The 23,203-nt window shown below is 62.8% G+C and carries 18 protein-coding genes; 11 read left to right on the forward strand and 7 right to left on the reverse strand.

The window, feature by feature from the left end; genetic code table 11:
• The first annotated feature begins 46 nt into the window (after window positions 1-46).
• Together AC3WTO_RS23390 and AC3WTO_RS23395 are read left to right on the forward strand one after the other, a co-directional pair.
• The gene (locus AC3WTO_RS23390) at window positions 47-1,426 is read left to right on the forward strand and encodes an aminotransferase (RefSeq protein ID WP_492463396.1); all 1,380 of its coding nucleotides are present in this window, start codon (window positions 47-49) and stop codon (window positions 1,424-1,426) included.
• Between the two features lie 17 nt (window positions 1,427-1,443).
• Complete coding sequence (locus AC3WTO_RS23395; RefSeq protein WP_492463395.1) at window positions 1,444-3,075, forward strand: amidohydrolase; 1,632 nt, start codon at window positions 1,444-1,446, stop codon at window positions 3,073-3,075.
• 120 nt (window positions 3,076-3,195) lie between these two features.
• Here the strand turns inward: AC3WTO_RS23395 and AC3WTO_RS23400 are convergent, their stop codons facing one another.
• The gene (locus tag AC3WTO_RS23400; protein ID WP_492463394.1) at window positions 3,196-5,568 is read right to left on the reverse strand and encodes an aminotransferase class III-fold pyridoxal phosphate-dependent enzyme; all 2,373 of its coding nucleotides are present in this window, start codon (window positions 5,566-5,568) and stop codon (window positions 3,196-3,198) included.
• Window positions 5,569-5,704: 136 nt separating this feature from the next.
• On the opposite strand from AC3WTO_RS23400, the gene AC3WTO_RS23405 reads away from it, so the two are divergent.
• The gene (locus AC3WTO_RS23405) at window positions 5,705-6,034 is read left to right on the forward strand and encodes a DUF3870 domain-containing protein (protein ID WP_492463393.1); all 330 of its coding nucleotides are present in this window, start codon (window positions 5,705-5,707) and stop codon (window positions 6,032-6,034) included.
• Here the strand turns inward: AC3WTO_RS23405 and AC3WTO_RS23410 are convergent.
• Together AC3WTO_RS23410 and AC3WTO_RS23415 are read right to left on the reverse strand one after the other, a co-directional pair.
• Entirely contained in the window at window positions 5,957-6,952 is a 996-nt protein-coding gene (locus tag AC3WTO_RS23410) for an NAD(P)H-dependent flavin oxidoreductase (RefSeq protein WP_492463392.1), read from the reverse strand. The genes AC3WTO_RS23405 and AC3WTO_RS23410 overlap by 78 nt on opposite strands.
• Complete coding sequence (locus AC3WTO_RS23415) at window positions 6,949-8,583, reverse strand: class I adenylate-forming enzyme family protein (protein ID WP_492463473.1); 1,635 nt, start codon at window positions 8,581-8,583, stop codon at window positions 6,949-6,951. The genes AC3WTO_RS23410 and AC3WTO_RS23415 overlap by 4 nt, the downstream gene beginning before the upstream one ends.
• A gap of 503 nt (window positions 8,584-9,086) precedes the next feature.
• Here AC3WTO_RS23415 and AC3WTO_RS23420 point away from each other — a divergent pair.
• On the forward strand, window positions 9,087-9,965 hold the full coding sequence (locus tag AC3WTO_RS23420) for an alpha/beta fold hydrolase (protein ID WP_492463391.1): 879 nt from the start codon (window positions 9,087-9,089) through the stop codon (window positions 9,963-9,965).
• Window positions 9,966-10,041: 76 nt separating this feature from the next.
• Here AC3WTO_RS23420 and AC3WTO_RS23425 read toward each other — a convergent pair whose 3' ends face one another.
• Window positions 10,042-10,803 carry an IclR family transcriptional regulator gene (locus AC3WTO_RS23425; RefSeq protein WP_492463390.1) on the reverse strand — a complete coding sequence of 254 codons (762 nt, stop codon included), beginning with the start codon at window positions 10,801-10,803 and terminating at the stop codon, window positions 10,042-10,044.
• 119 nt (window positions 10,804-10,922) lie between these two features.
• Between AC3WTO_RS23425 and AC3WTO_RS23430 the strand changes: the two genes are divergently transcribed.
• The 4 genes from AC3WTO_RS23430 to AC3WTO_RS23445 all read left to right on the forward strand — a co-directional run bounded on the left by AC3WTO_RS23430 (window position 10,923) and on the right by AC3WTO_RS23445 (window position 14,684).
• A complete protein-coding gene (locus AC3WTO_RS23430; protein WP_492463389.1) occupies window positions 10,923-11,645 on the forward strand; it encodes a 3-oxoacid CoA-transferase subunit A in 723 nt (240 codons plus the stop codon).
• The gene (locus AC3WTO_RS23435) at window positions 11,642-12,307 is read left to right on the forward strand and encodes a 3-oxoacid CoA-transferase subunit B (protein WP_492463388.1); all 666 of its coding nucleotides are present in this window, start codon (window positions 11,642-11,644) and stop codon (window positions 12,305-12,307) included. The genes AC3WTO_RS23430 and AC3WTO_RS23435 overlap by 4 nt, the downstream gene beginning before the upstream one ends.
• A gap of 1 nt (window position 12,308) precedes the next feature.
• Window positions 12,309-13,517, forward strand: coding sequence for a 3-oxoadipyl-CoA thiolase (gene pcaF / locus AC3WTO_RS23440; protein ID WP_492463387.1), 1,209 nt, complete (start codon window positions 12,309-12,311; stop codon window positions 13,515-13,517).
• Between the two features lie 300 nt (window positions 13,518-13,817).
• Window positions 13,818-14,684, forward strand: a complete 867-nt coding sequence (locus AC3WTO_RS23445) for a GntR family transcriptional regulator (RefSeq protein ID WP_492463386.1) — start codon at window positions 13,818-13,820, stop codon at window positions 14,682-14,684.
• Here AC3WTO_RS23445 and AC3WTO_RS23450 read toward each other — a convergent pair.
• The 3 genes from AC3WTO_RS23450 to AC3WTO_RS23460 are packed head-to-tail and all read right to left on the reverse strand — an operon-like array spanning window position 14,673 to window position 18,312.
• Entirely contained in the window at window positions 14,673-16,358 is a 1,686-nt protein-coding gene (locus tag AC3WTO_RS23450; RefSeq protein ID WP_492463385.1) for a dipeptide ABC transporter ATP-binding protein, read from the reverse strand. The genes AC3WTO_RS23445 and AC3WTO_RS23450 overlap by 12 nt on opposite strands.
• A 14-nt stretch (window positions 16,359-16,372) precedes the next feature.
• Window positions 16,373-17,323 (reverse strand): ABC transporter permease, encoded by a 951-nt coding sequence (locus AC3WTO_RS23455; RefSeq protein WP_492463384.1) that lies wholly within the window; start codon window positions 17,321-17,323, stop codon window positions 16,373-16,375.
• Window positions 17,320-18,312, reverse strand: coding sequence for an ABC transporter permease (locus AC3WTO_RS23460; RefSeq protein ID WP_492463383.1), 993 nt, complete (start codon window positions 18,310-18,312; stop codon window positions 17,320-17,322). The genes AC3WTO_RS23455 and AC3WTO_RS23460 overlap by 4 nt, the downstream gene beginning before the upstream one ends.
• 75 nt (window positions 18,313-18,387) lie before the next feature.
• Here AC3WTO_RS23460 and AC3WTO_RS23465 point away from each other — a divergent pair, with 75 nt between their 5' ends.
• The 3 genes from AC3WTO_RS23465 to AC3WTO_RS23475 are packed head-to-tail and all read left to right on the forward strand — an operon-like array spanning window position 18,388 to window position 23,190.
• Window positions 18,388-20,049: an ABC transporter substrate-binding protein gene (locus tag AC3WTO_RS23465; RefSeq protein WP_492463382.1), complete on the forward strand. Its 1,662-nt coding sequence runs from the start codon at window positions 18,388-18,390 to the stop codon at window positions 20,047-20,049.
• A gap of 1 nt (window position 20,050) precedes the next feature.
• The gene (locus AC3WTO_RS23470; RefSeq protein ID WP_492463381.1) at window positions 20,051-21,508 is read left to right on the forward strand and encodes a leucyl aminopeptidase family protein; all 1,458 of its coding nucleotides are present in this window, start codon (window positions 20,051-20,053) and stop codon (window positions 21,506-21,508) included.
• Between the two features lie 11 nt (window positions 21,509-21,519).
• Complete coding sequence (locus AC3WTO_RS23475; RefSeq protein WP_492463380.1) at window positions 21,520-23,190, forward strand: serine hydrolase domain-containing protein; 1,671 nt, start codon at window positions 21,520-21,522, stop codon at window positions 23,188-23,190.
• Window positions 23,191-23,203: the final 13 nt, after the last annotated feature.

Raw genomic sequence — 23,203 nt, forward strand, 5'->3', positions numbered from 1 at the left:
CTCGCTCCGCTGACCTTCGGTTCGGAGCCTGCTTCAGGAGACCGTTATGACCCAGCTCGCCAATTCCGCCGCCGCCCGCGACATCCGCTATCAAATCCACCCGCAGACAAACATCCGCCAGCATGAGCAGGATGGTCCGCTGGTCATCACGCGCGGCGAGGGCGCCTATATCTATGACGACAGCGGCAACCGTTATCTGGACGCCATGTCGGGCCTGTGGTGCGTGGCGCTGGGTTATTCCGACACCTCGATCAAGGAGGCGGTGAAGGCGCAGATCGACGAACTGCCCTACTTCCATATGTTCGCGCACCGCTCCAACAATCCGTCGATCGATCTCGCCGAGAAGCTGATCCAGAATTCGCCCGGCATGTCGCGTGTCGTTTTCCAATGCTCGGGTTCGGAAGCGAACGATACGGCCGTCAAGCTGATCTGGTACTACTGGAACGCGCTCGGCCGGCCAGAGAAGAAGAAGATCATCGCCCGCAAACGTGCCTATCACGGCACCGGCATTGCCTCCGGCAGTCTCACCTTCCTGCCGAACATCCATCGCGAGTTCGACCTGCCGATCGACCGCTTCCTGCACGTGACCTGCCCGCATTTTTACCGTGAGGGCCGGCCCGGCGAGAGCGAGGCCGATTTCGTCCAGCGACTGGCCGATGAGCTCGAACAGCTCATCCTTGCCGAGGGCCCGGAAACCGTCGGCGGCTTCTTCGCCGAACCGGTGATGGGCACCGGTGGCGTTGTCATGCCGCCAGAAGGTTACTTCGAAGCCATCCAGGCGGTGCTCGACAGATACGAGGTGCTCACGGTTTCCGACGAGGTCATCTGCGGTTTCGGTCGCACCGGTGCCTACTGGGGCGCGGAAGCGGTCGGTTACAGACCGGATATGATCACCTGCGCCAAGGCGCTGTCGTCCGCCTATCTGCCGATCTCGGCCGTCATCGTGTCGGAGAAGATCGTTGATGCGATGCGCGAGCAGTCCGACAAGGTCGGCGTCTTCGGCCATGGCTACACCTATGGCGGTCATCCGGTCTGCGCGGCGGCCGCGCTTGCGTCGCTCAACCGTTACGAAGAACTCGACACCACCCGCAACGCACGCGAGACCGGCGCCTATTTTCAGAAGCGGCTTGCCGAGCTGAAGGATCATCCGATCGTCGGCGAGGTGCGCGGCATCGGGCTGATGGCAGGTGTCGAGTTGGTCAGCGACAAGATCACGAAGGCGCCATTTGACGCGTCGGTCGGGGCAGCTGCCGCCTGTTCGCGCTTTGCGCTGGAGCGCGGCCTCATCACCCGCAATCTCGGCGAGACCATGTCATTCTCGCCGCCCCTGATCGTGACACCGAAGGACATCGACATCATCGTCGACACGTTCCGGGAAGCGCTCGACCAGACGCTTGCATGGGCCAACGCCAAGGCAGCTGCTTGATCGATCGGCCAGAGCACATGAACATCAAGACGCTTTTCATCAACGGTGCGGTTCGGACCATGGATCCGGCGCGCCCGACGGCCGAGGCAATCGCGACCGATGCCTCCGGTCGCATTGTTGCCATCGGCGCAACGGCCGAGCTGCGGAACCTCGCCAGTGCCGACACGACGGTGGTCGATCTCGGCGGACGTTTCGTCATGCCCGGTATCGTTGATTTCCACATGCATGTCATTTCCGGCATGACGACACGGCTGCGCTCCTTCGCCATAGACGCCGGCGATGATTTCGAGAGCGTTCTGGCGCATGTGCGCAAGGCGGCTCAAGGCAAGCCGGAGGGCGCCTGGCTCACCGGCAGCGCCTACGGCGCGGCTGCACTGGCCGATATCGAGAAGCTCGGTACCGAGGCAAAGCGGCTCCTCAATGAAGCGAGCGGCGGCCGCCCGGTGCTGCTTACCCACGGCAGCCTGCATGGCGCCTTCGCGAACGACGCGGCACTTGCCGCGGCGGGTATCGATGCCTCCACTGCGGATCCAGCCGGCGGACGCATCGTGCGCGTTGACGGTGAGGCGACGGGCCTGCTCGAAGAAAGCGCGATGTGGATCGTCGATGGCGCCGTTCCGGCTTTGGGTGATGGCGAGATCGTCGATGTAGCACGCGCGGCCGTTGCCTATTTCAACTCGGTCGGCGTCACCGGCTTCTCCGATGCGCAGTCGACGCCGGAAATGGTCGCGGCTTTCCGCGCTCTCGATGATGCTGGCGAGCTTTCGACCTGGGCTGGATTCCATCTGTCCGCCAGCCGTACCTGTTCGACCTGGTCGAAGGAGGCGGAGGAGTTCCTGAGCCGCCATGAAGCGGCCTGCGGCGCGCATATGGTGGCCGGTAATGCCAAGATATTCCTCGACGGCGTGCCGTCCTTGAAGACCGCTGCCATGATCGCGGCCTATCCCGGCACGAACGAGCATGGCGAAATGTATCTGTCGCCGGATGAGCTCTTCGCCGAGATCGCCGCGCATGACCGGCAAGGCATCGGCGTGAAGGTCCACGCCGTCGGCGATGCCGCCATCTGCCGGGTTCTCGATGCGGTCGAAAGGGTCCGCGCCGAGAACGGCGACAATGGCCCATGGCACCACATCGCCCATGGCCAGTACATCCCGCACGACGACATCCCGCGCATGAAACGTCTGCGCGTCATCGCCGACCTCAATCCGCCGATGTGGTTCGTCAACCATGCCAGCCTCGCGCATGAACGCGTTGTCGGCAAGGAGCGCTACGCCACGGTCTGGCCGATCCGCACCATGCTGGAGGCCGGCGTGACGATGGCGGTCGGGTCCGACTGGATGACAGTCTTCCCTGAGCTGAATCCATGGCAATCGCTGGCGGGACTGCTCACCCGCGCGGATCCGTCGGGTCGGTTGCAAGGGGTACATTCGCCGCACGAGGCGATCACGCTCGACCAGGCATTGCCGTTGATGACGCGCAACGGCGCACAGGGGATGGGCCTTGGCGACAGGACCGGTCGATTGGCGCCCGGGCTGTCGGCGGACTTCATCGTGCTCGACCGCGATCTCTACGCCGTGGAGCCGCGCGCCATTGCCGGCACGAAGGTGCTGAAGACCTTCTTCGAAGGCCGGGAAGTCTATACCGCCTGAAACCGGGCTGGCCAGGTCTCGACTGCAGCACCAACCAAAACCCCGCCGGAGCCGATCCGGCGGGGTTTTCATTTGCACGTTCCGGTCCCGGGCGAGCCCGGGACCGCGCTTGCTTATCCTTCAACCAACCTTGGCTAGCGCTTTGTCGAGCGCATCGACGAGCAGGTCGGCGTTCTCGCGCGAAAACACCATGGGCGGGCGGATCTTCAGGAGGTTCCTGCCAGCGCCGGTGAGGCCGACCAGCACGCCGCGTGCGAGCAGGTCTTCGATCACCGCGCGCGCCTTTGTCGGTGACGGCTTGTCCCCGTCGACGACTTCCACGCCAGCGAAGAGGCCGGTGCCGCGTACGTCGCCGATTGTGGCATGGCGGCTCATCAGGCCTGCGAGGTTTTCGCGCAGGTAGGTTCCGACTTGCAGCGCATTCTCCTGCAGCTTCTCGTTCTCGATCACATCGAGCACGGCCAGGCCCGCGGCGGCAGCGACCTGGTTGCCGCCGAAGGTGTTGAAGTAGCGCTGGGTTTGCAGGAAGCCCTCGACCAGCGAACGGCGTGCAACGACGACGCCCAATGGAATGCCATTGCCCATCGGCTTGCCCATGGTGACGATGTCGGGCACGAGGCCGGCATGCTGGAAGCCCCAGAAATGGGTGCCGGTGCGGCCGAGGGCGGTCTGCACCTCATCGGCGATGACGAGGCCGCCGGCGCGGCGGATTTCGGCGATGGTTGGGTCCAGATAGCCGGCCGGTGCCGAATAGAGACCGTCGGATGCGAAGACCGGACAGACGAAGAAGGCGGCCGGGTGATGCCCACGCTTCTCCAGTCTGGCGATGCTTTCCGCGTAGGTCGCGGCATAGTCACTGGGCGACAGCGCCTTGCCGTTGTCCCCGGCCGCACCCGCGAAGCGTGGCGCGGTTACGGTGCCGATCCACGGTTCCAGTCTGTCATGCGGCAGGGTTGCCGTGTCGAGCGCGCCGATGATCGTGGAATTACCATGGAAGGCGGCGTCGGTGACGAGGGCGCCCGTACCCCCTGTATTCGCCGTAGCAATGCGCCAGGCGAGCTCGTTGGCCTCTGTTCCGGAGCAGACGAACATTGCCGTGTCGAGGTGCTCCGGCATGGTGGCGGTCAGCCGTTCGGCATAGTCGACGATCAACTCGCTCGGATAGCGGGTGTTGGAATTGAAGACATTCACCTGCCTCGCCACCGCATCGGCGACCTGGGGATGGCAGTGGCCGACATGCGGCACGTTGTTGTAGGCGTCGAGGTAACGCTTGCCATGCGTGTCGGTCACCCAGACGCCTTCACCTTTCACCGGCATGAAGGGCTGCTGGTAGAACTCCTTGTACATCGGTCCCATGGCTTTCCTGCGCCGTGCCATCAGGTCTTCATAAGCCTGGTCGGTCGAGGTCGAACGGGGGGCTGTTGCGAGCGTGGTCATTGCTTTCTCCAGATGTTCTGAGGCGTGTTCGGGATTGATCGACAGCGCACGCGAGAGCGCTTCCCATCCCATTTCGGAAATATCGGCCCGGTAGGGCGAAGGTCCGCCCGATGTGGCGCCGCGCCAGGCGGCGATGATCTCGCGGGACAGCAGCCGCATCTGCACGAGGTCGAACAGGACGTCGACTTCAGCGCGCTCAAGCGGCATTGCAGCGGCATATGCCGACAAGAATTCGGCGGCGACGCCAAGAAGATCGGGCTCGCGGTAGAGCTGGTGGGCGATGGCGATCGCCGCCTCGTTGACGAGGCAGGTCTCCACCATATCGCCGAAGTCGATGATGCCGGCGATCGCGCCCGAAAGCGGGTTGCGCATGATGTTGTTCTGGTGGACGTCGTTGTGGATCACCTGCTTGCGCAGCCCGGCCAGGGCCGGCCCGACATGGGTCTTGAAATTGGCCATGACCGTCTCGGCGATCGCTCGACGGCTGGGATCGGCAATGTGATGGATGCGATCTTCGAGCGCAGCGGCGTGGCGCAGATCCCAGACCATGTCGGCCGAGCCGCCGGAATGACGGAAGCCGGAGAGGGCGCGATCCAGCCGACCCGTCAGCCGGCCGGCGTCGCGGCGGAAGGTCGGGGTGGCGCGAAAGTCGAGCGCCGGCTCGCCTGGCAGATGCGTAACGAGCCGGGCCATGAAGACCGCGCCATCGTGATGCACAGGCACGATCGTCGCTCCCTCCGATGAGAGGACCGTGCGCGGCACCGGCAGATCCGGATCGGCCATTGCGATGTGATCCAGCGCGGCGTTCTGGAAAGCGAGCGCCTGCGCCGGTTCGGCGGCATTGGCGATCTTCAGCACATAGTGGCGACCATCCGAGGTGGTCACCTTCAGGTTCTGGTCGCGCTCGCCGGATAGCGGCTTGAAAGTGCCGGACAGCCCGTAGACGTCGAGCAGGCGTGCGAGTTCGCTGGCGGCAAGACGAGGAACACGGGCGGTCAGGATGTCGTTCGCTTCCGAGCTGTGGTTTGCAGCCTGTCGAGACCTGCTTTCCAGCATGTTCAAGCTCCTGATCTGGTGTGGAAGTCGTTCATGGTGCAGCGACGTCGACGGCGCGTCGCAGCGTTGGCGAATGCGTTGACACGACGATCCGGATTGTTTCTTTTCGCGACAAATGGACGGGGAAGGAGATGGTATGAGCGAGAACCGCACCGTGCTCGTCAGCGGCTACGCCCAGGCCCCGCGTGGCACCGGCATGTCTGAGACCTTGACCTGGATCGGTGTCGTGCTGGAGATCGATTTGCGAACCCACGAGATCGTTGCGGCCGACGCGACTTTCGTGACGGATCTGGCGCGTGACTTCTTTCGCCGCACGGTTCTGGGGTATCGCCTGACCGACGGGCTGGAAGGGCTCGCTGCGCTGATCGAAAATCGTATCCATACGCCGTCAAAGAACTCCCTGCAGACTGCGCTCCAGGCGGCTTTCCAGCGCTATGTCGAGGCTCGCCAGGCGGGCAAGGGCTGAGCGGTATTCCGCGATCAGGCGGAGTGTCAGCGTTGCCGCATCGGGGAGATCGTCGATCAGTCCAGCGCTCTGACCGGCCTCGATCTTGCCGTTGACAACATCGCCGTCGAGGGCGGCAAGCTTGAGCGAACTGTCGGCAAAGATCGCCCGTCGAGCCTCGACGTCGGCGCCGGCGGCTTCCGCCTCCAGGAAGCGGGCGGAGAAATCGTTGCAGACCATGCGGATCGGGCTCATGCCACGGCCGACGAGTGCCGTATCGGCTATTCCGGCAACTATGACCTTCTGCTTGTAAGCTTCGTGCACGCTCGCCTCTTTGGTGGCGAGATAGCGCGTGCCGAGCTGCACCGCGTCCGCGCCGAGCGCGAGCATGGCGACGATGCCCGCTCCGTCGGCAACGCCACCGCCGGCGATAAGGGTCGCTTCCGGAGCTGCCTTGGCGATGGCGCGAACCAGCACGAGCGTCGAGACTTGATCCGGCGGTGGATGACCGCCGGCTTCGCCGCCGACGGCGACAATTGCATCGACACCGGCTTCGAGTGCTTTCAGCGCGTGCGTCTCCGAAGCGACGACGTGGATGCACTTGATGCCGGCGGCCTGGAAGCGGCCGAGATACTTCTTTGGACCGCCCTGCGACGCGATGAGGATGGGCGCCTGTTCCTCGATGACGATGTCGAGGATTTCGTCGGCCTGCGGCCGGTAAAGCGGCACGTTGACCGCGAAGGGCTTGTCGGTCGATGCCTTCAGTGTCCGCAGCGCCTTGCGGAAATCCTCGACGAACATCGGGCCAGCGGCAAACACGCCGAGCCCGCCGGCATTGGAAACGGCGGCCGGCAGCGCCGGGTTCGACGAGGCCCAGCTCATCCCTGCCTGGACGATCGGGTGAGCGACGCCGAACGTCTTGGTGAAGCGGGTGGTCACGACGCGCTCTCCTCGAGGCCGAAATGGCGTTTGGCATGCTCGATCAGCAGGCGCTTGGGCACCTTCGAACTGGCGGTAAGGCCAACGATGTCGAAGCTTTCGATGACGGCGAGATATTTCGGCAGCTTGAAGCCGGCGAGTCTTGGTTTCGCCCAGGCCAGAACCTCGTCGGCGGTCACAACCTCGCCGTCGCGCGGCACGACATAGGCGCCGGGCACCTCGATGAGGCGGGGATCGGGCAAGGCGAACACCTGTGCCTGGCGGATTTTCGGATGGCCGATCAGTACGTCCTCGACATCAGCCGGCGCGACATTCTCGCCGCCGACACGAATGATCTCCTTCAGCCGTCCGACAAAGGTGACGCGGCCGTCTTCGCGCATGACGCCCATGTCGCCGGTCTTGAGGAAGCCGTCAGCCGTCATGGTCTCGCGCGTGGCCTGTTCGTCGCGGTAATAGCCTTTCATCACGCACCAGCCGCGCACACGGATTTCGCCCTTCTGGCCACGGGGCAGTTCGAGGCCGCTCGTCGGGTCGCATATGCGGACTTCCAGGCCAGGATGAGGGTGCATCCAGCCGGCGATGCGCTCTTCCACCGGATCGCTTTGGTCGGATGCCATGATGTTGGGCGAAGCTTCGGAGAGGCCATAGCCGGTCACCGTCTGCTCGGCACCGAATTCCTCGACCGCGCGGCGCATGATCGCCGGACTGATCGCTGCCCACCCGCCGCGGAGCGTGTAGGAGCGTGGTTCGAAATCCGGGCTGCCCAGCATCATCAGATACATGGTGTCGTTGCCGGAGGTGAGGGTGCAGGCCTCTTCGCGGATCAGTCGGAGTGCCTCCTCGCCGGTGAAGCGATGCATCGTTACAAGCGTGATGGCGTGCACGGCGGACAGCACGACCGCCAACGTCGAACCGGCGACGTGGAAGAAGGGGCGAGCCGACAGGTAGCGGTCGCCCTCGCGAGCGCCCATGCGTTTGCCGAGGAAATGCGCGTCGGTCGCCATATTGGCGTGGCTGAGCAGCACCGCCTTCGGGAAAGAAGTCGAACCGGAGGTGAACTGGATCAGCGCGACGTCGTCTGGCTCAGGCAAGGCCGGGAGGTCGACGCCTTCACCGGCGGCGAGGAAGTCGGCATACAGCCTGCAGGTCTCCGGTGCCGCATCGCCGAGTACGACGACGTCGGTCAGAAGCGGCAGCTCCGGCGAAGGCAGCGCGGCATCAATCGTTGGGCAGATTTCGCGCAATGCGGCGATGAAGTCGATCTTCAGCAGGCTGTCGACGGTAAGCAGCATGCGCGCGTCGGCGCGTTCGAGCTGCATGCGGATCTCGCCGGGCGTCAACCTTGTGTTGACCGGCACGCAAACCGCGCCGATCCGCACGATGCCGTGGAACAGGATAGCCCATTCGACGCTGTTGCCGGCGCAGATCGCGACATGGTCGCCATGGCGAATGCCCGAGGCGACAAGACCACGGGCTACCTTCAGGCTCTCGCTTCGCAGTCGATCGAAGTTGATCCTTTCGCCGTTGCCGACCATGGCTTCGGTGTCTGGCCGAAGCGCCGTCGCGCGATCGAGCGCCTCGCAGATGGTGGCCGGGATATCGGGAGTGCCGGATGGTTGCCGGTTCTGCATCTGGGTCACGGACCAGTCCTCCAAAACGAAAAACCGGCGGCTGCCGTGGCAAAGCGCCATGACATCCGCCGGTCTGAAATCCTTGAAAATCGCACCGCAGCCTTTTCCGGCGCGGTGCCAGGAAGTCTCCTAGCACCCGTTTGAATGAACTTCGATGCGATGGATGTCAAGCCGACGATCTGGCCGGTGCCAGGGAGCATCAGGGGCGCGCGTTGTGCCGCCCGGTGGGCCGAGATGGGTGACATGACCGGAATTGTCCGAGTTGCGAGGTCGCTCGTCGAGCGGTTGACATATAGTTGATAATGTGAACGATATAGTTCACATTATCAACCAAAATATTGCGAGGCGCTGAAGCTTCAGCAAACAGCAAGAGCGAACTTCTGACGCGAACAGGGCCGTGAAAGGTCCTGCTCGGTCGAAAGGCAGCTGTTGCCCAGCGATGACCATTCGGCAACGCCGGCACGCTGTCGTGTCCTGAATTTCATTCAACCAGGAGAAAGCAGATGAGGGGAATGTCGCGAGCTGGTTTTCTATCGATGGCCCTGTCGGCCATGTTGTTGTCCGCTGTGCCGGGCGTCGTTTTGGCTGAAACAAGCAGGTCGGCCCAGACGGAAATCGTCAGCAACAAGAATGTCGCCATCGAAGTGCTCGTCGAGGGCAAGGGGCCGGCTGTCGTGCTTTTACCGTCGCAGGGAAGGGACAGCTATGGCGACTATGACGTGCTTTCGAAGACATTGGCTGCCGATGGCTTCAAGGTCCTGCGGCCGCAGCCGCGGGGGATAGGCAAGTCGGTCGGTCCGATGAAGGGGGTGGACCTCTATGATTTCGCGCAGGATATCGCCAATGTCATCGATGCCCTGGGTGATGGACGTGCCGTCGTGGCCGGTCATGCCTATGGCCATTTCGTCGCCCGTATGACAGCCACCCGCTATCCCGAAAAGGTGCGCGGTGTCGTCGTTGCCGCAGGTTCCGCCAGCGACACGGCGGAACGCAATCCGCTGGTCTGGTGGGCTCCCGACTTCGCCGGCAATCTCAGCCTGCCGGACGAGCAACGCCTGGCAGCGCTGAAGGGAGCATTCTTTGCCAAAGGCCATGACGCAAGCGGCTGGTTGAAGGGCTGGTATCCCGAGGTCACGGCGATGCAGTCGGAAAAACCGGTGCCGAGGAAGATCTGGTGGGCGGCAGGCACCGCGCCGATCCTCGAGATCATCCCCGAGGAAGACCCGTTCAAGCCACGTGATCGCTGGGACGAACTGCGCAAGCAATTCGGCGAGCGCGTCACCACGGTGACTGTGGCCAACGCCTCGCACGCGCTGATGCCGGAACAGCCAGCGGCCGTCGCCGAAGCCATTTCAAAATGGGCGCACGACCTGCCGAAATAGCGCTGTTCCTGTCTCCTGCAGCGTCTTGGCAAACACTGCGGCGGGCCGGCCGTGCCGGGCCGCCATCATCGTTTTGTCAGCGCATCAGCTTTCGGAATTCCGACTGGACGGCGGCCATGGCGGCAAGATAGAGGCGCGCCATTTCATCGGTCTCCGCACGCGATGCCGCAACGCCGACATTCATCGCTGCGACCGTCTGGCCACGCGAATTGTAAAGCGGGATGGCGATTGAGCGCAGCCCGAGCTCGACCTCCTGGTCGACGATGGCATGACCCTGCGACCTGACGCGTGCGAACTCTGCGATGAGCGCTTTGGGATCGGTCCGCGTGCGCGGGGTTCGGGCCGTCAATGACGTCTGGGAGAGGATTTCTGCGGCCGCGGTTTCAGGCAGGGCTGCAAGCAGTACCCGGCCCATCGAGGTACAATAGGCCGGCAGGCGGGAACCCGGCATGAGGCCGATCGACATCACCTTCCTTTGCGCGGCACGCGCCACATAGACGATGTCGGTCCCATCGAGGATCGAAACCGAGGAACTTTCGCCGATCTGTTCGGACAGGCGGTCAAGCAGGGGTTGCACCAGCTGTGGAAGCGGCATGGTGGCGAGACAGGCCGTGCCAAGCCGCAGCACGCGCGGCGTAAGCGTGAAGAACTTGCCGTCATAGTCGGCATAGCCGAGGTGGGCCAAGGTCAGCAGGCAGCGCCGCGCCGTGGCCCGGTCGAGCCCCGACGCGACGGAGACCTCCGATATCGATTGCCGCGGGCGCTCGGCCGTGAAGGTCTCGATGACCGACAGGCCCTTGGCCAGGCCGCCCATGATGTCGCGTTCCAGGAGGGACATCGCTTCACTTCCACGCATCTTGATTTGTGCGAATAGTCAACAAAAGAATGATATCGCACAAACTGCATTGAAGGACCACTTCATTGTCGCATATTGCCGTATCCGAGCAGGAGGACAGCATGGACAAGACAGTGGCCAGCCTTGCCGAGGCGGTGGCCGTCGTCCAAGACGGCGCGACCGTGATGATCGGCGGCTTCGGTGGTGCAGGTGCGCCGATCGAGCTTATCCACGCGCTTATCGACCGTTTTCGAGCGACCGGAAGCCCGGGCCGGCTGACAGTGATCAACAACAATGCCGGCAATGGTCGCATCGGCATCGCCGCGATGATCGATGAAGGCATGGTGGCGAAGATGGTGTGTTCGTTTCCGCGTTCGTCCGATCCGCGTGCTTTCACCGAGAAATATCTGGCGGGTGAGATCGAACTGGAATTGGTGCCGCAAGGAACGCTCGCCGAGCGCATTCGCGCCGGGGGCGCCGGCATCCCGGCCTTCTTCACGCCCACGAGCTACGGCACCGAACTCGCCGCCGGCAAGCCGGTCTCCGAGTTCGAAGGCCGCAGCTACGTGCAGGAGCGCTGGCTGAAGGCCGATGTCGCCCTGATCAAAGCCGAGTTGGCCGACAATCACGGCAATCTCACCTACCGCAAGGCGGCGCGCAATTTCTCGCCTTTGATGGCAATGGCGGCTCGCACCACCGTGGTGCAGGCGCATGCCATCGTCGAACCTGGCGACATCGATCCCGAGCAGGTGGTGACGCCTGGGATTTTCGTCGACCACGTCGTCGAAGTCGCTGAGGCCGCGCAGGAAGAAGCGCTGATCCGGCAAGGAGTGGAATACGCATGAAACTCACCAACGCCCAGATCGCCTGGCGGGCGGCGCAAGACATCGAAGACGGCGCTTACGTCAATCTCGGCATCGGCTTTCCCGAAATGGTGGCTCAGTTCCAGCCGTCCGGACGTGCCGCGATCTTTCACACCGAAAACGGCATTCTCAACTTCGGCGAAGCGCCGGTGGCGGGCGACGAGGATTGGGACCTGATCAACGCCGGCAAGAAGGCGGTGACGTTGAAGCCGGGGGCGGCGTTCTTCCACCATGCCGACAGCTTCGCCATGGTGCGTGGCGGTCATCTCGATGTGGCGATCCTCGGCGCCTATGAGGTCGCCGAAACCGGCGATCTCGCCAATTGGAGCACCGGTCCGAAAGGGGTGCCGGCGGTTGGCGGCGCCATGGATCTCGTGCATGGCGCCAAGCGTGTCGCGGTTATCACCGACCATGTCACCAAGGATGGCAAGCCCAAGCTGGTCAAGCGCTGCAGCCTGCCGCTGACCGGGGTCGGCTGCGTGACGCGCATCTACACCAGCCTCGCCGTCATTGACGTCGTGAATTCACGGTTCGTGCTGCGAGAAAAGCTGCCTACTCTCAGCCTTGACGAATTGCAGGCACTCACCGGCGCCGAGTTGCTGGTCGAGGGCGAAATCATCAACCTGAACGTTCCGGAAGTCTAAGATGAGCGAAGCGTATATCTGCGACTATGTTCGCACGCCGATCGGGCGGTTTGGTGGGGTGCTTGCGCCGGTTCGTGCGGATGATCTCGGCGCTGCACCGATCAGGGCGCTGGTGTCCCGCAATGACGGCATCGACTGGGAAGCGATGGACGATGTCTATTATGGCTGCGCCAACCAGGCCGGCGAAGACAACCGCAATGTCGCCCGCATGGCGGCGCTGCTTGCGGGCCTGCCGGTGTCGGTGCCGGGCTCGACCGTCAACCGGCTGTGCGGTTCGGGAATGGATGCGGTGGCCATTGCCGCCCGCGCCATCAAGGCAGGTGAAGCCGAACTGCTGATTGCCGGCGGCGTCGAATCGATGAGCCGCGCGCCCTTCGTCATGCCCAAGGCCGAGACCGCCTTCTCGCGCCATGCCGAGATCCACGACACCACCATCGGCTGGCGTTTCGTCAATCCGCTGATGAAGAAGCAGTACGGCATCGATTCCATGCCGGAGACGGCTGAGAACGTCGCCGAACAGTTCGCGGTCAGCCGCGCCGACCAGGACGCCTTTGCGGTGCGCAGCCAGGACAAGGCCGTTGCAGCCCAGGCCAATGGCCGGCTGGCGAAGGAGATCGTCCCTGTCACCATCCCGCAGAAGAAGGGCGATGCCATCGTGGTGGCGCAGGACGAACATCCGCGTGCCGGCACCACCGTCGAGACGCTGGCCAAGCTCGGAACACCATTCCGCAAGGAGGGCGGCACGGTGACAGCGGGCAATGCATCGGGCGTCAATGACGGTGCGGCCGCGCTGATCGTGGCTTCGGAAGCCGCCGTGCGAAAATACGGCCTCACCCCGATCGCCCGCGTGCTGGGCGCTGCGACGGCCGGTGTCGAGCCGCGCATCATGGGCATCGGCCCGGTGCCGGCGACCAACAAGCTCTGCGCTCGGCTTGGACTGACGCCACAGGACTTCGACGTGGTCGAACTCAACGAAGCATTCGCGGCGCAGGGCCTGGCCGTGCTGCGCGAGCTCGGCCTCGCCGAAGACGCCACTCACATCAACCCGAATGGTGGCGCCATCGCGCTCGGCCATCCGCTCGGCATGACGGGTGCGCGCATCACCGGCACGGCTGCACTGGAACTGAAGGAACGCAACGCCCGCCTCGCACTCGCCACCATGTGCATCGGTGTCGGACAGGGCATCGCCATCGCACTCGAAAGGGTGTGAGCGCAGCCAAATCGTACTCAAGCCGACCGACAGCTGACCGACAGTTGCTTGCTCTGGCTCGAACTTTTCCTGATGGATCTGCGCTGACCGGAGCAATTCCAGGAAAAGTGCGTAGCGGTTTTCCGTGCGGAACTGCGTAAAAACAAAGAGCCGGAGCGTTTCCGTGTTTCCGTTGAGAACGGAAACGCTCTAGCATCAGCTTGTCGTTCTCAGTATGACAGCTATACACTGTTGACCGAAGGCTGTTGTCCAACCGGGAGCAGACACCAACTTGTCCACCGAAATGCCGGGGTAGTGGCTTTGGCTCAAAGGCAAAGACAGATCGCATCCGAGGATAGCGAGGAACGGAAACTTCGCTATCTGCACGTCTATGACTGGATCCTCGATTTCATCGCCAAGAACGATCTGACCGGCGGCGACAAACTGCCGAGTTCGACCGAGCTGGCCAGGCTGACCGGCGTCAGCCTGATCTCGGTGCGACACGCCCTCGACAAGCTGGAACATGCCGGCAAGATCCACCGTCACCAGGGTATAGGCACGTTCGTCGCCAAGGATCGCATCGTCAGCGAACCGAGCAGGACCGGGCGTCTTCTGGAAACGCTCTCTCCATCCGGCGGGCCGGACCTCGCTACGGAAGTGCTCGCTATCAATATAGGTTTGCCCGGCCCGGAGATTGCCAAGGCGCTTTCGATCGAGATCGGCCAGCCCGTCTGGGAGATCATGCGGCGGCGCAGCCTCGGGACAACGCCGGCGATCCTGGAGCAGGCGGTGCTGCCGCTCAGCCTTGTGCCGGCGATCAACGAGAGTGATCTGCAGGCGGGCGACTCGCTCTATGCGCTGCTTGCCGAACGTTACGGGCTGCGCGACGACTACGCCGAACAATCACTGGAAGTGGACAAGCCAACCGCTGCAGAGCGCGAGGCGCTGGACCTCGGCCCGCGCGACCAGATCGTCCGGATCAGGGGCGTGTCCTTCACCGCTGACGGCAAGGCCTTCGATTGCTACCAGCAGACCTACAAGGCCTCGGATTTCGTGTTCTACACCTCGGGCTCGGGCAGCCGGCATCTCCTGCAGCCGACCGATATGAAGCAATGGGTGGTGCTGCCGCTCCATGGCGGTAAGCCCGCGTCCCCGGTGAAAAAGGCGGCTGGCCGCTCAGGCCGATAGATCAGCCAACGTCGAGCGGTTCGGATCCGGGTGAGGGATGCTGGCAAGCAGCGCCCGCGTGTAATCGGCCTTAGGCGAGCGGACCACCGCTGAAGCCGCACCTTCTTCCACGATCCTGCCTTGATGCATGACGGCAATGCGGTCCGCATAATGCGCCGCAGTCGAGAGATCGTGCGTGATCATCAGGATGCCCATCCTGGCGTCGGTGCGCAGTTCATTGAGGAGCTCGAGCACACCGGCACGCACCGATACGTCCAGCATGGACACCGGCTCGTCCGCCAAGAGCAGTTCAGGCTTGAGCACGATCGCCGAGGCGATTGCGACGCGCTGACGCTGGCCGCCTGACAGTTCATGCGGGAAGCGGTTGAGATAACGTTCGACCGGGGTCAGACCGACGCGCTCTAGAGCCGCGTGAATCAGGCTGTCGCGCTCTTTGGTCGCGAGGCCGATGCCGTGGACGCGCAAGGGCTCCTCGACCGTCGAGCGCACGCGATAGCGCAGATCGAGCGACTCGTACGGATCCTGGTAGATCATCTGCACCTGGCGGCGCAGTGGCCGCCACTGTCCGCTGGTCAGCCCGGTGACGTCGCGGCCATTGAGATGGATGGTTCCGGCGCGTGCCTTGACCATGCCGAGTATTGCCTGCAGCGTCGTTGTCTTGCCGCTGCCGGATTGTCCGACCAGCGCGACCATCTCACCACGATCGACGCGCAGCGAGACGTTCTCGACCGCGGAAGGCGCTTCAGGCTCAACGCCGCGGATCACGTCGCGCAATTTGCGGACGTGAGGATAAGATACGCTGATGCCCTGCACTTCGAGCAAGGGTGAGGCGGGCTCCGTTTTCGTCGATGCAGCGGAAGTTCTGATGGGAGCCTCCGGCATGCTGAACACGTCCGGCGTCGCCTCGAAAAGCTTGCGTGTGTATTCATGTTTGGGGCGGTGGTAGAGGTCGCCGACCTCTCCCTGCTCGACGACCTCGCCTTTCAGCATGACAGCCGCCCGGTGACAGCTTTGCGCGACGATGGCGAGATCATGCGTGACAAGGACGAGTGCGAGGTTCAATTCCTTGCTCAACCGGACCAGCAGTTTCATCACCTGGTCCTGCACCATGACGTCGAGGGCCGTCGTCGGTTCATCGGCCAGCAGGACCTTGGGCTCGCACGCCAGGGCCATCGCGATCATGGCGCGCTGGCGCATGCCGCCGGACAATTGATGCGGAAAGCGCGCGGCATGATCGGCGGGGATGCCGACCAGTTCCAGCAATTCGCCGATCCGGCGCGTCATGGCGATGCCACGCGCAACGCCATGCATCTGCATGGCTTCTGCGATCTGCCAGCCGATGGTCCTGACCGGATTGAAAGCGCTCATGGCGCCCTGGAACACCATGGCGATGTCTTTCCAGCGGTGCGGCGCAACGCTGGCTTCTCCACCATGCAGGATATCGGTGCCGCCAAGCAGGATTTGCCCGGAGACTTCCGCGGTTGCCGGCAGCAAGCCCATTGCGGCGAGAATGGTGGTGGTCTTGCCCGAACCGGATTCTCCAACAAGCCCGAGCCGCTCGCCGGGGGCGAGCTCCAGGTTGACGTTCTTGACGACATGGAATTCGGCGCGGCCGTTGGCGGTGTTGGCGCCGAACCAGATGTTCAGGTCTTGGATTGCGAAGGCGCTGCTCAAGCTGGAATTCCTTGTCAAATAGCATCCGGCCCGCGACCGACGAGCGGACGCAGTTTCCAGCCATGCAATGAGAGATATGAGACCTTGAGGCGGGGATTGAGTCCGTCTTCGATCGAGCGGCCGAGCATGTAGCAACCCATGATCAGCACGGCGACGGCAACACCGGCGGGAACGATCGCCCACCAGGCGCCGCTGCTGACCGCTGCACGATCGAAGGCGTGTTCCATGATGGTGCCCCAGGTGATCGCTGTCGGGTCGGACAGGCCGAGGAATGCCAGAGCGGTCTCGTTGAAGATGGCGACGGTGATGGCCAGCACGGTGTTGGCAACCAGGAGCGGGCCGATCTGCGGCAGGATATGGTGAATGATGATGTGGAAATGGCTGGCGCCAAGCGCTTCGACGCGTTTCACATAGACCCGTTCGCGCAGGCTCTTGACCTGCGCACGGATCAGCCGCGCGGTGCTCGTCCACATCAATGCGCCGATGACGATGATGACATGGGAAAGGCTCGGACCCCACACAGCCGCAATCACGATCATCAGCACGATCTGCGGGATGACGAGGAAATAGTCGGTGATGCGCATCAGCACCGTATCCACCCAACCGCCGAAATAGCCCGACAGGATACCGACCGTCGCGCCGATGCCGATGGCGATGAGGGTCGCGATGGCGCCGACGATCATCGAGATGCGACCGCCGCGCAGCACCAGGCTGAAAACGTCGATGCCACCGTCGTCGCAGCCGAACCAGTGTTGCCAGGATGGTGGCTCGAATACCGCGCAGGTGGCTTCGCGAACGCTGTAAGGCTCGATCAAGGGTGAGATCAGCCCGAGCAGGACGAAGATGCTGACGATGGCAAGGCCGGCGAGCGCGGCGCGCTGGTGCAGCACGTCGTTCAACATCGGCCAGAAGCCGAGCCGGGTCTCGGCTTCCGGGGTGGCTGGCCCAGGCAAGGAAAGGGTCATGTCGTTATCCGGGGATCGAGCTTGTAGTAGATGAGGTCGGCAATGAGGTTGAAGGTGATCACCACTATGGTGATGGCCAGGAATCCGCCCTGCAGCATCGGATAGTCGCGCTTGAGCACTGCCGTGTAGAGAGCCCGGCCGATGCCTGGCCACGAGAAGATGACCTCGATGAGGATGGAGCCGGTGACGACGGCACCCAGCGACATCGCCACCATGGTGACGATCGGCAGCATGGCGTTGCGCAAGGCGTGTGCACGGATGAGCCGGCGCCGTGGCACGCCCTTGGCCTTCGCCGTCAGTATGTAGTCCTCACCCAGAGTTTCCAGCATGGCGGAACGCACGATCAGCGCGTTTTCGGCATAAAGCGTGAGTGCCAGGGTCGTGACCGGCAAAACCATGTGCTTGAGCGTATCCAGGAAGCTGTCCCATCCCGACCCGCCCATGGCGAACGGGTCGTTCATGCCGGCCGACGGCAGCACAACGGCGAATATGATGAGCAGCATCATGCCGAGAAATTGCGTCGGGAAGGCGTAGAACAGCACGGCGATGTTGGTGCTGAGATGGTCGGTCATGCTGCCGCGGCGCACGGCCGAAATGACGCCGACGACCACGCCAAGCGTCAAGGCGAGGATCGTGCCCGTCGCAACCATGGGAATGGTGTTGCCAAAGGCCTCGACAAGGTTGTCGAACACCGGCTGCCGGTTCATGTAGGAAACGCCGAAATTGCCCTGCAATGTCTGCTGAAGATAAAGCAGATATTGCTCCCACAGCGGCTTATCGAGCCCGAATTGTGCGGTAAGAGCCTGCTTCAGAGCAGGCGAGGCGTTCGGCACGCGCGAGATCTGGCTGACCGGACCTCCGGGAAGCACGCGAAACAGGATGAAATTGAGCGTCAGGGCCACAAACACCGTGACGACAGCGAAAACTATCCGCTTCCAGATAAAGGCCGATCCCCGCAATGCCTCTGCTCCTCCCAAGCGGCTTGACATGCACTCATCATACTCAGTAGCCTGAATGTGAGGCAAGTCCCCATTTTGGAGAATCTTGCGTCTCGGGAGATGACAATGAAAAAGAAACCTCACCAGAGCTGGAATATTCGTGCCGTGGCATGTGCCGCGGCGATCGCGGCAGCAACCGTTTTCCAAGCACCGCTCGTGCCGTCCGCTTACGCGGCCGAAATCCTGCGCATTGGCGCTACTCAGCCGATCGACTCGCTCAATCCGTTCGTCTCGGACTCCGATTACAGCTCAGTGTTTTACCAGTATGTGTACCCACACCTGACTGAATATGATGCCAAGGTCGAGATCGTGCCGTCCTTCGCGACGAAGTGGGAAACGTCGGCTGACGGCAAGGTGTGGACTTTCCATACGGTTCCAGATGCAAAATGGTCGGATGGCGAGCCGCTGACGGCCAAGGATGTCGCCTTCACCTTCAATCTGATCCGCAAGTTCCAGAGTGGTGCCACTGGCAAGCTGGCGGGTTGGGTCGCCCACATGGAAGATGCCAAGGCCACCGACGACAACACGCTGGTGCTGACCTACGCCTTGCCGGTGGCCAATGTGCTGACGCAAATGCAGGCGTTGCCGATCTTGCCGCAGCACATCTGGGAGCCCCTGACGGAAGGCGATGGCGAGCAGATATCGACCTTTCCGAATGCTGCCCCCGTTGTCGCGGGCGGGCCGTTCGTGCTGACCAAGCATGAGAACGAGCAGATTGCGCTTTTTGCCCGCAATCCGAACTGGTGGGGCGAGAAGAAGCCCGTCATCGACGGCTTCGGTCTGCAGTTCTTTGCCAATGACGACGCCATGATCACGGCTCTCGTCACCGACAAGCTCGACATGATCGGCGAGCAGACGCCTCCGACATCCGTCGAGACCCTGAAGAAGGCCGGTATGACCGTGCTGAGCGGACCGGGTGTCGGCATGAAGACGCTGATCATCAACACCAGTGCCGACAAGCCGAAGAACCGCGAACTGCTCGATCCGAAGGTGCGCGAAGCCCTGGAATACGCCATCGACCGGGAAACGATCGACAAGATCGTCTGGCTCGGCTTCTCCACGCCGGGTTCGACCATCGTGGCGCCGGCAAGCGGTTATCACGACGAGGCCATCAAGCCGTTGCCTTATGATACCGACAAGGCAAACCAGATCCTTGACGAGAAGGGCTATAAGAAGGGCGGCGACGGCATCCGTGTCGTCGACGGCAGGCGCATGGCCTACGAAGTGATCTTCCCGACGGAAGAGAACGGCACCGGCGATCGTGCCTTCCAGATCATCCAGGCCGGGTTCAAGAAGATCGGTATCGAGATCACCCAGCGCAAGATGGATCCGGGTGCCGCGACCGAGGCCATCCATGCTCCCGAAGCCAAATATCTCGACTATGATTTCGCGATGTGGAGCTGGGTGCCGCCGGTGGAGCCGGACTTCATGCTGAGCATTGTTACCTGCGCGGCGCGTGGCGGCAACAGCGACAGTGGCTACTGCAACGCGGATTACGACAAGATGTACCTGAAGCAGGGTACATTGCTCGACAACAAGGAACGCCGAGCCGAAATTTCCGCCATGCAGAAGCACATCTTCGAGGCCCGCCCCTACATTGTGCTCAACTATCCCAATGTCATCGAGGCCCATAGCCCAAAATGGGAAGGCTTCGTGTTGTCGCCTCTGGTTGGTTCGGTGAACAACCTATCAACCGAAACGCTGATGAACGTTCATAAGGTGAAATAGCATGACCACCCTACGTATCGGCAGCGAGCCGTCTGTTCTGGCCAAAGCGGACATTCTGGTGATGCCGGCTTTTGCGGGAGCCAATGGTTTTGAAGTTGCCGATGCCGAGTTGGCGGGGAAGGCGGCACATGGCGGGCAATTTGCCCGTCATGTGCTGCGCCTTGATCCATCTTTCCAAGGCAAGGTGGGGCAGCTTTCGGTGCTTATGGTGCCGGCGTCGGATCAGCCCGCGGTGCTTCTGGTCGGTGTCGGAGCGCGCGAGGCTTTCACCGCAAACGTGCTGCGCGAAGCCCTGATGCCGGCGGCGCATTTTCTGCGGGAGCGAGGCAACGGCGTCATCGCGTTGGATGGGCTGGGAGCGGAGCCGGCGTCCATCGTACGTGCTGCGGCGGAAGCTTGCCTGATCGGTGGCCATGTCCGGATGAGCAAGACCGAAGTCGTGGTCGGGCTTCTGGTATCCGATTCAGCCGGGTTGCAACGCGCCTTCGAAATCGGCGTGGCGGCGGGCAGGGCGGCCAATTGGGTGCGCGATCTTGTCGAAACGCCAGGCAGTGATCTCTTGCCCGCGCGTTTTGCGCAGGTTGTCGCTGAGCGTGCACGGCAACTGGGTGTTGGCGTGGAGATTTGGGACGAGGCCGAACTGACCAGGCGAGGGTTCGGAGCAACGCAGGCCGTCGGTCGCGGCAGCGCGAACAAGCCATGCGTGGTGTGCCTCTATCCTGGCCGGCAAAAGGCTCGTCTTGGATTGGTTGGCAAGGGCATCACCTTTGATTCCGGTGGCATCAATCTGAAGCGGAATGCGGAGGAAATAGCCTGGATGAAGGCCGATATGGCGGCTGCCGCTGCAGTGGCCGGAGCCGTTTTTGCAGCCGTGGAACTCGGTATAGATCCGGATGTGGCTGTCGTTCTGCCGATGGCTGAAAACATGCCTGATGGTAATGCCCTGCGCCCTGGTGATGTGGTGAGCCATCCTGACGGCCGGAGAACGGAAGTCGTGGATACGGACTGTGAAGGTCGCCTGGTTCTGGCTGATGCCATCGCGTATCTCGCCAGGGACGGCGTCCGTGAGATCGTCGATGTCGGCACACTCACGGACGGCGGCGGCGTCGGTCCTCTGCTTTGGGGATGCTGGTCGACATCGACCGCGCTCGCCGATGCGCTCATGGACGCCGGTGAACTTGCCGGCGAACCGGGTTGGCGGCTGCCACTCCGGACAGAATATGAACGCCTGATTGAATCGAAAGTCGCCGATATCGCCAACGCGCCCTTGTCGGTGCCGGACAGCGGCCAGCTCGCTGCCACCTATCTGCGGACATTTGCCGGCAACACCGCCTGGGCGCACATCGACAACGGCTCGAGCGCCTATCTCGACCAGGGGTTCGAGCCATGGCCGGTCGGCGCGACGGGTTCGCCGGTCAGGGCATTGCTGCAATTGCTGCTCAATCGAGCTGGTAACTAGGTTCTATCCTTATGACATCGATCGAAATCGTGACGCAGCGGCTGCGTGCACTGGCCGACGAATTCACGCAGCACTGGCCAATCCCAGGCGGTATCGTCCTTGCCGTCTCGCGCGATGCGACCCTGCTCGAGCTTCCTTTTGGTCTTGCCAACATCGATGCACGCCTGCCGGTCACGCGCGAACATCTGTTTGCCATCGGCTCCATCAGCAAAGGGTTCGTCGGCTTGACGTTGTTGCAGCTTGCCGAGGAAGGAAAAGTCGATCTCGATCACCCCATCTCGCGCTATCTGCCCTGGTTCAGCGTCGGCTCCGACTATCCGATGTTCACGCTGCGCCATCTGCTCAACCACTCCGCCGGTTTGCCTGCGGGGACCGACTCCTTGCCGGATGAAATCGGACAAGGCTGGTGGTTGAGGGAGCTTTCCACCGGGTTTGCGCCCGGCAGTGCGTTCCACTATTCCAACATCGGCTACATCCTGCTCGGCCTCGTCGTTTCTGCCGTCACCGGGCAACCGACCGTCGAAGCCTATAGAGAGCGACTGCTCGAGCCGTTCGGAATGGCTGCCAGCACGCCCTGCATCTCGAACCGGGACCGGCATCGATTTGCGGTTGGCTACGCGCCTGCACAGGACGACTGTCCGTGGCTGCCAGGAAGTGCGTTGGCTCCGGCAACCTGGTTCGAAACCAACACGTCCGACGGTAACATTGCGGCCACCGGTCCGGATCTCGCACGGTTCGTCCGGATGTTGCTGGGAGAGGGCCGGCTGGATGGAAAGACCGTTGTCAGCGCTAAAGCGTTCGAGCAATTGACCGGCCTGCTGGCGCCTGGAGGAGAGCCGATCGTCGAGTTCCTGGCGGACACCGGTGTCGAGCGGAGCGTCTACGGTCTCGGCATCAACGCCGAGACCATCCGGGGCGGCCGGTGCCTGACTCATGGCGGCGGCATGGTGGGGTACGCCACGTTCGTGCTGGCGGATCTGTCTCGCGATATAGGGATCGTCGTGCTCACCAATGCCAATGGCGACTGTCCGGGCGCGCAAGTCATTGCCCGCGCGGCACATGCCTGGCTGACAGGCCATGAGATGGAGCTGCCTTCGATCAGACTCGACCTCGACGTGCAGGATCAGGCTGCATTCCAGCCCGCTATGCTGGGCGATTTCTCGGCGTATGACGCGGTCGGCAATCCTGTCGCTGTCTCTTTTGTCGCCGACGAGGGCAAGGTCATGCTTTCGAGCGGAGGCGTCCGGGGGCATGTCTTCAAGACGTGGTCGTCGCGCTACGCCACCGATCATCCAGCCTTCGCGACGTTTCACCTGACATTCGAACAGGGCATCGATGGGGGGGAAGGCGGATGGAACTATGGCCCGCTCGAATTGCGCCGAAGGCCGGCTGTTTCGCTTGGCAAGGTCGCCAACGGCTGCGTCGGACACTATCGCTCGCACTCTCCCTGGTACACGAACTTCCGCATCGTTGCGCGCGGCGAACGTCTGTTCCTGATCGCACCCGGCGGCGTCGAGGCGCCGAGCGACGATCTGGAACTGGTGGAACTCACGCCCGGTGTCTTCAGGGTGGGAGCTGAAACCCAGGCGCCGGAGCGCCTGGTTATCGGCCCGGCGATCGACGGCAAGGTGATTTCGGTGACGCGCGACGGCAATCGCTATTCGCGAACCTTCACCGACTGAACGAAGGTCTCAT

The sequence above is a fragment of the Mesorhizobium sp. EU05-FHT14A09 genome (assembly GCF_058790995.1).

Bases quoted from the DNA above. Each gene is read 5' to 3' on its own strand.
- AC3WTO_RS23390 (WP_492463396.1), top strand. From the start codon at position 47: ATGACCCAGCTCGCCAATTCCGCCGCCGCCCGCGACATCCGCTATCAA.
- AC3WTO_RS23395 (WP_492463395.1), top strand. From the start codon at position 1,444: ATGAACATCAAGACGCTTTTCATCAACGGTGCGGTTCGGACCATGGAT.
- AC3WTO_RS23400 (WP_492463394.1), bottom strand. From the start codon at position 5,568: ATGCTGGAAAGCAGGTCTCGACAGGCTGCAAACCACAGCTCGGAAGCG.
- AC3WTO_RS23405 (WP_492463393.1), top strand. From the start codon at position 5,705: ATGAGCGAGAACCGCACCGTGCTCGTCAGCGGCTACGCCCAGGCCCCG.
- AC3WTO_RS23415 (WP_492463473.1), bottom strand. From the start codon at position 8,583: ATGCAGAACCGGCAACCATCCGGCACTCCCGATATCCCGGCCACCATC.
- AC3WTO_RS23420 (WP_492463391.1), top strand. From the start codon at position 9,087: ATGAGGGGAATGTCGCGAGCTGGTTTTCTATCGATGGCCCTGTCGGCC.
- AC3WTO_RS23425 (WP_492463390.1), bottom strand. From the start codon at position 10,803: ATGTCCCTCCTGGAACGCGACATCATGGGCGGCCTGGCCAAGGGCCTG.
- AC3WTO_RS23430 (WP_492463389.1), top strand. From the start codon at position 10,923: ATGGACAAGACAGTGGCCAGCCTTGCCGAGGCGGTGGCCGTCGTCCAA.
- AC3WTO_RS23435 (WP_492463388.1), top strand. From the start codon at position 11,642: ATGAAACTCACCAACGCCCAGATCGCCTGGCGGGCGGCGCAAGACATC.
- pcaF (WP_492463387.1), top strand. From the start codon at position 12,309: ATGAGCGAAGCGTATATCTGCGACTATGTTCGCACGCCGATCGGGCGG.
- AC3WTO_RS23455 (WP_492463384.1), bottom strand. From the start codon at position 17,323: ATGACCCTTTCCTTGCCTGGGCCAGCCACCCCGGAAGCCGAGACCCGG.
- AC3WTO_RS23460 (WP_492463383.1), bottom strand. From the start codon at position 18,312: ATGTCAAGCCGCTTGGGAGGAGCAGAGGCATTGCGGGGATCGGCCTTT.
- AC3WTO_RS23465 (WP_492463382.1), top strand. From the start codon at position 18,388: ATGAAAAAGAAACCTCACCAGAGCTGGAATATTCGTGCCGTGGCATGT.
- AC3WTO_RS23470 (WP_492463381.1), top strand. From the start codon at position 20,051: ATGACCACCCTACGTATCGGCAGCGAGCCGTCTGTTCTGGCCAAAGCG.
- AC3WTO_RS23475 (WP_492463380.1), top strand. From the start codon at position 21,520: ATGACATCGATCGAAATCGTGACGCAGCGGCTGCGTGCACTGGCCGAC.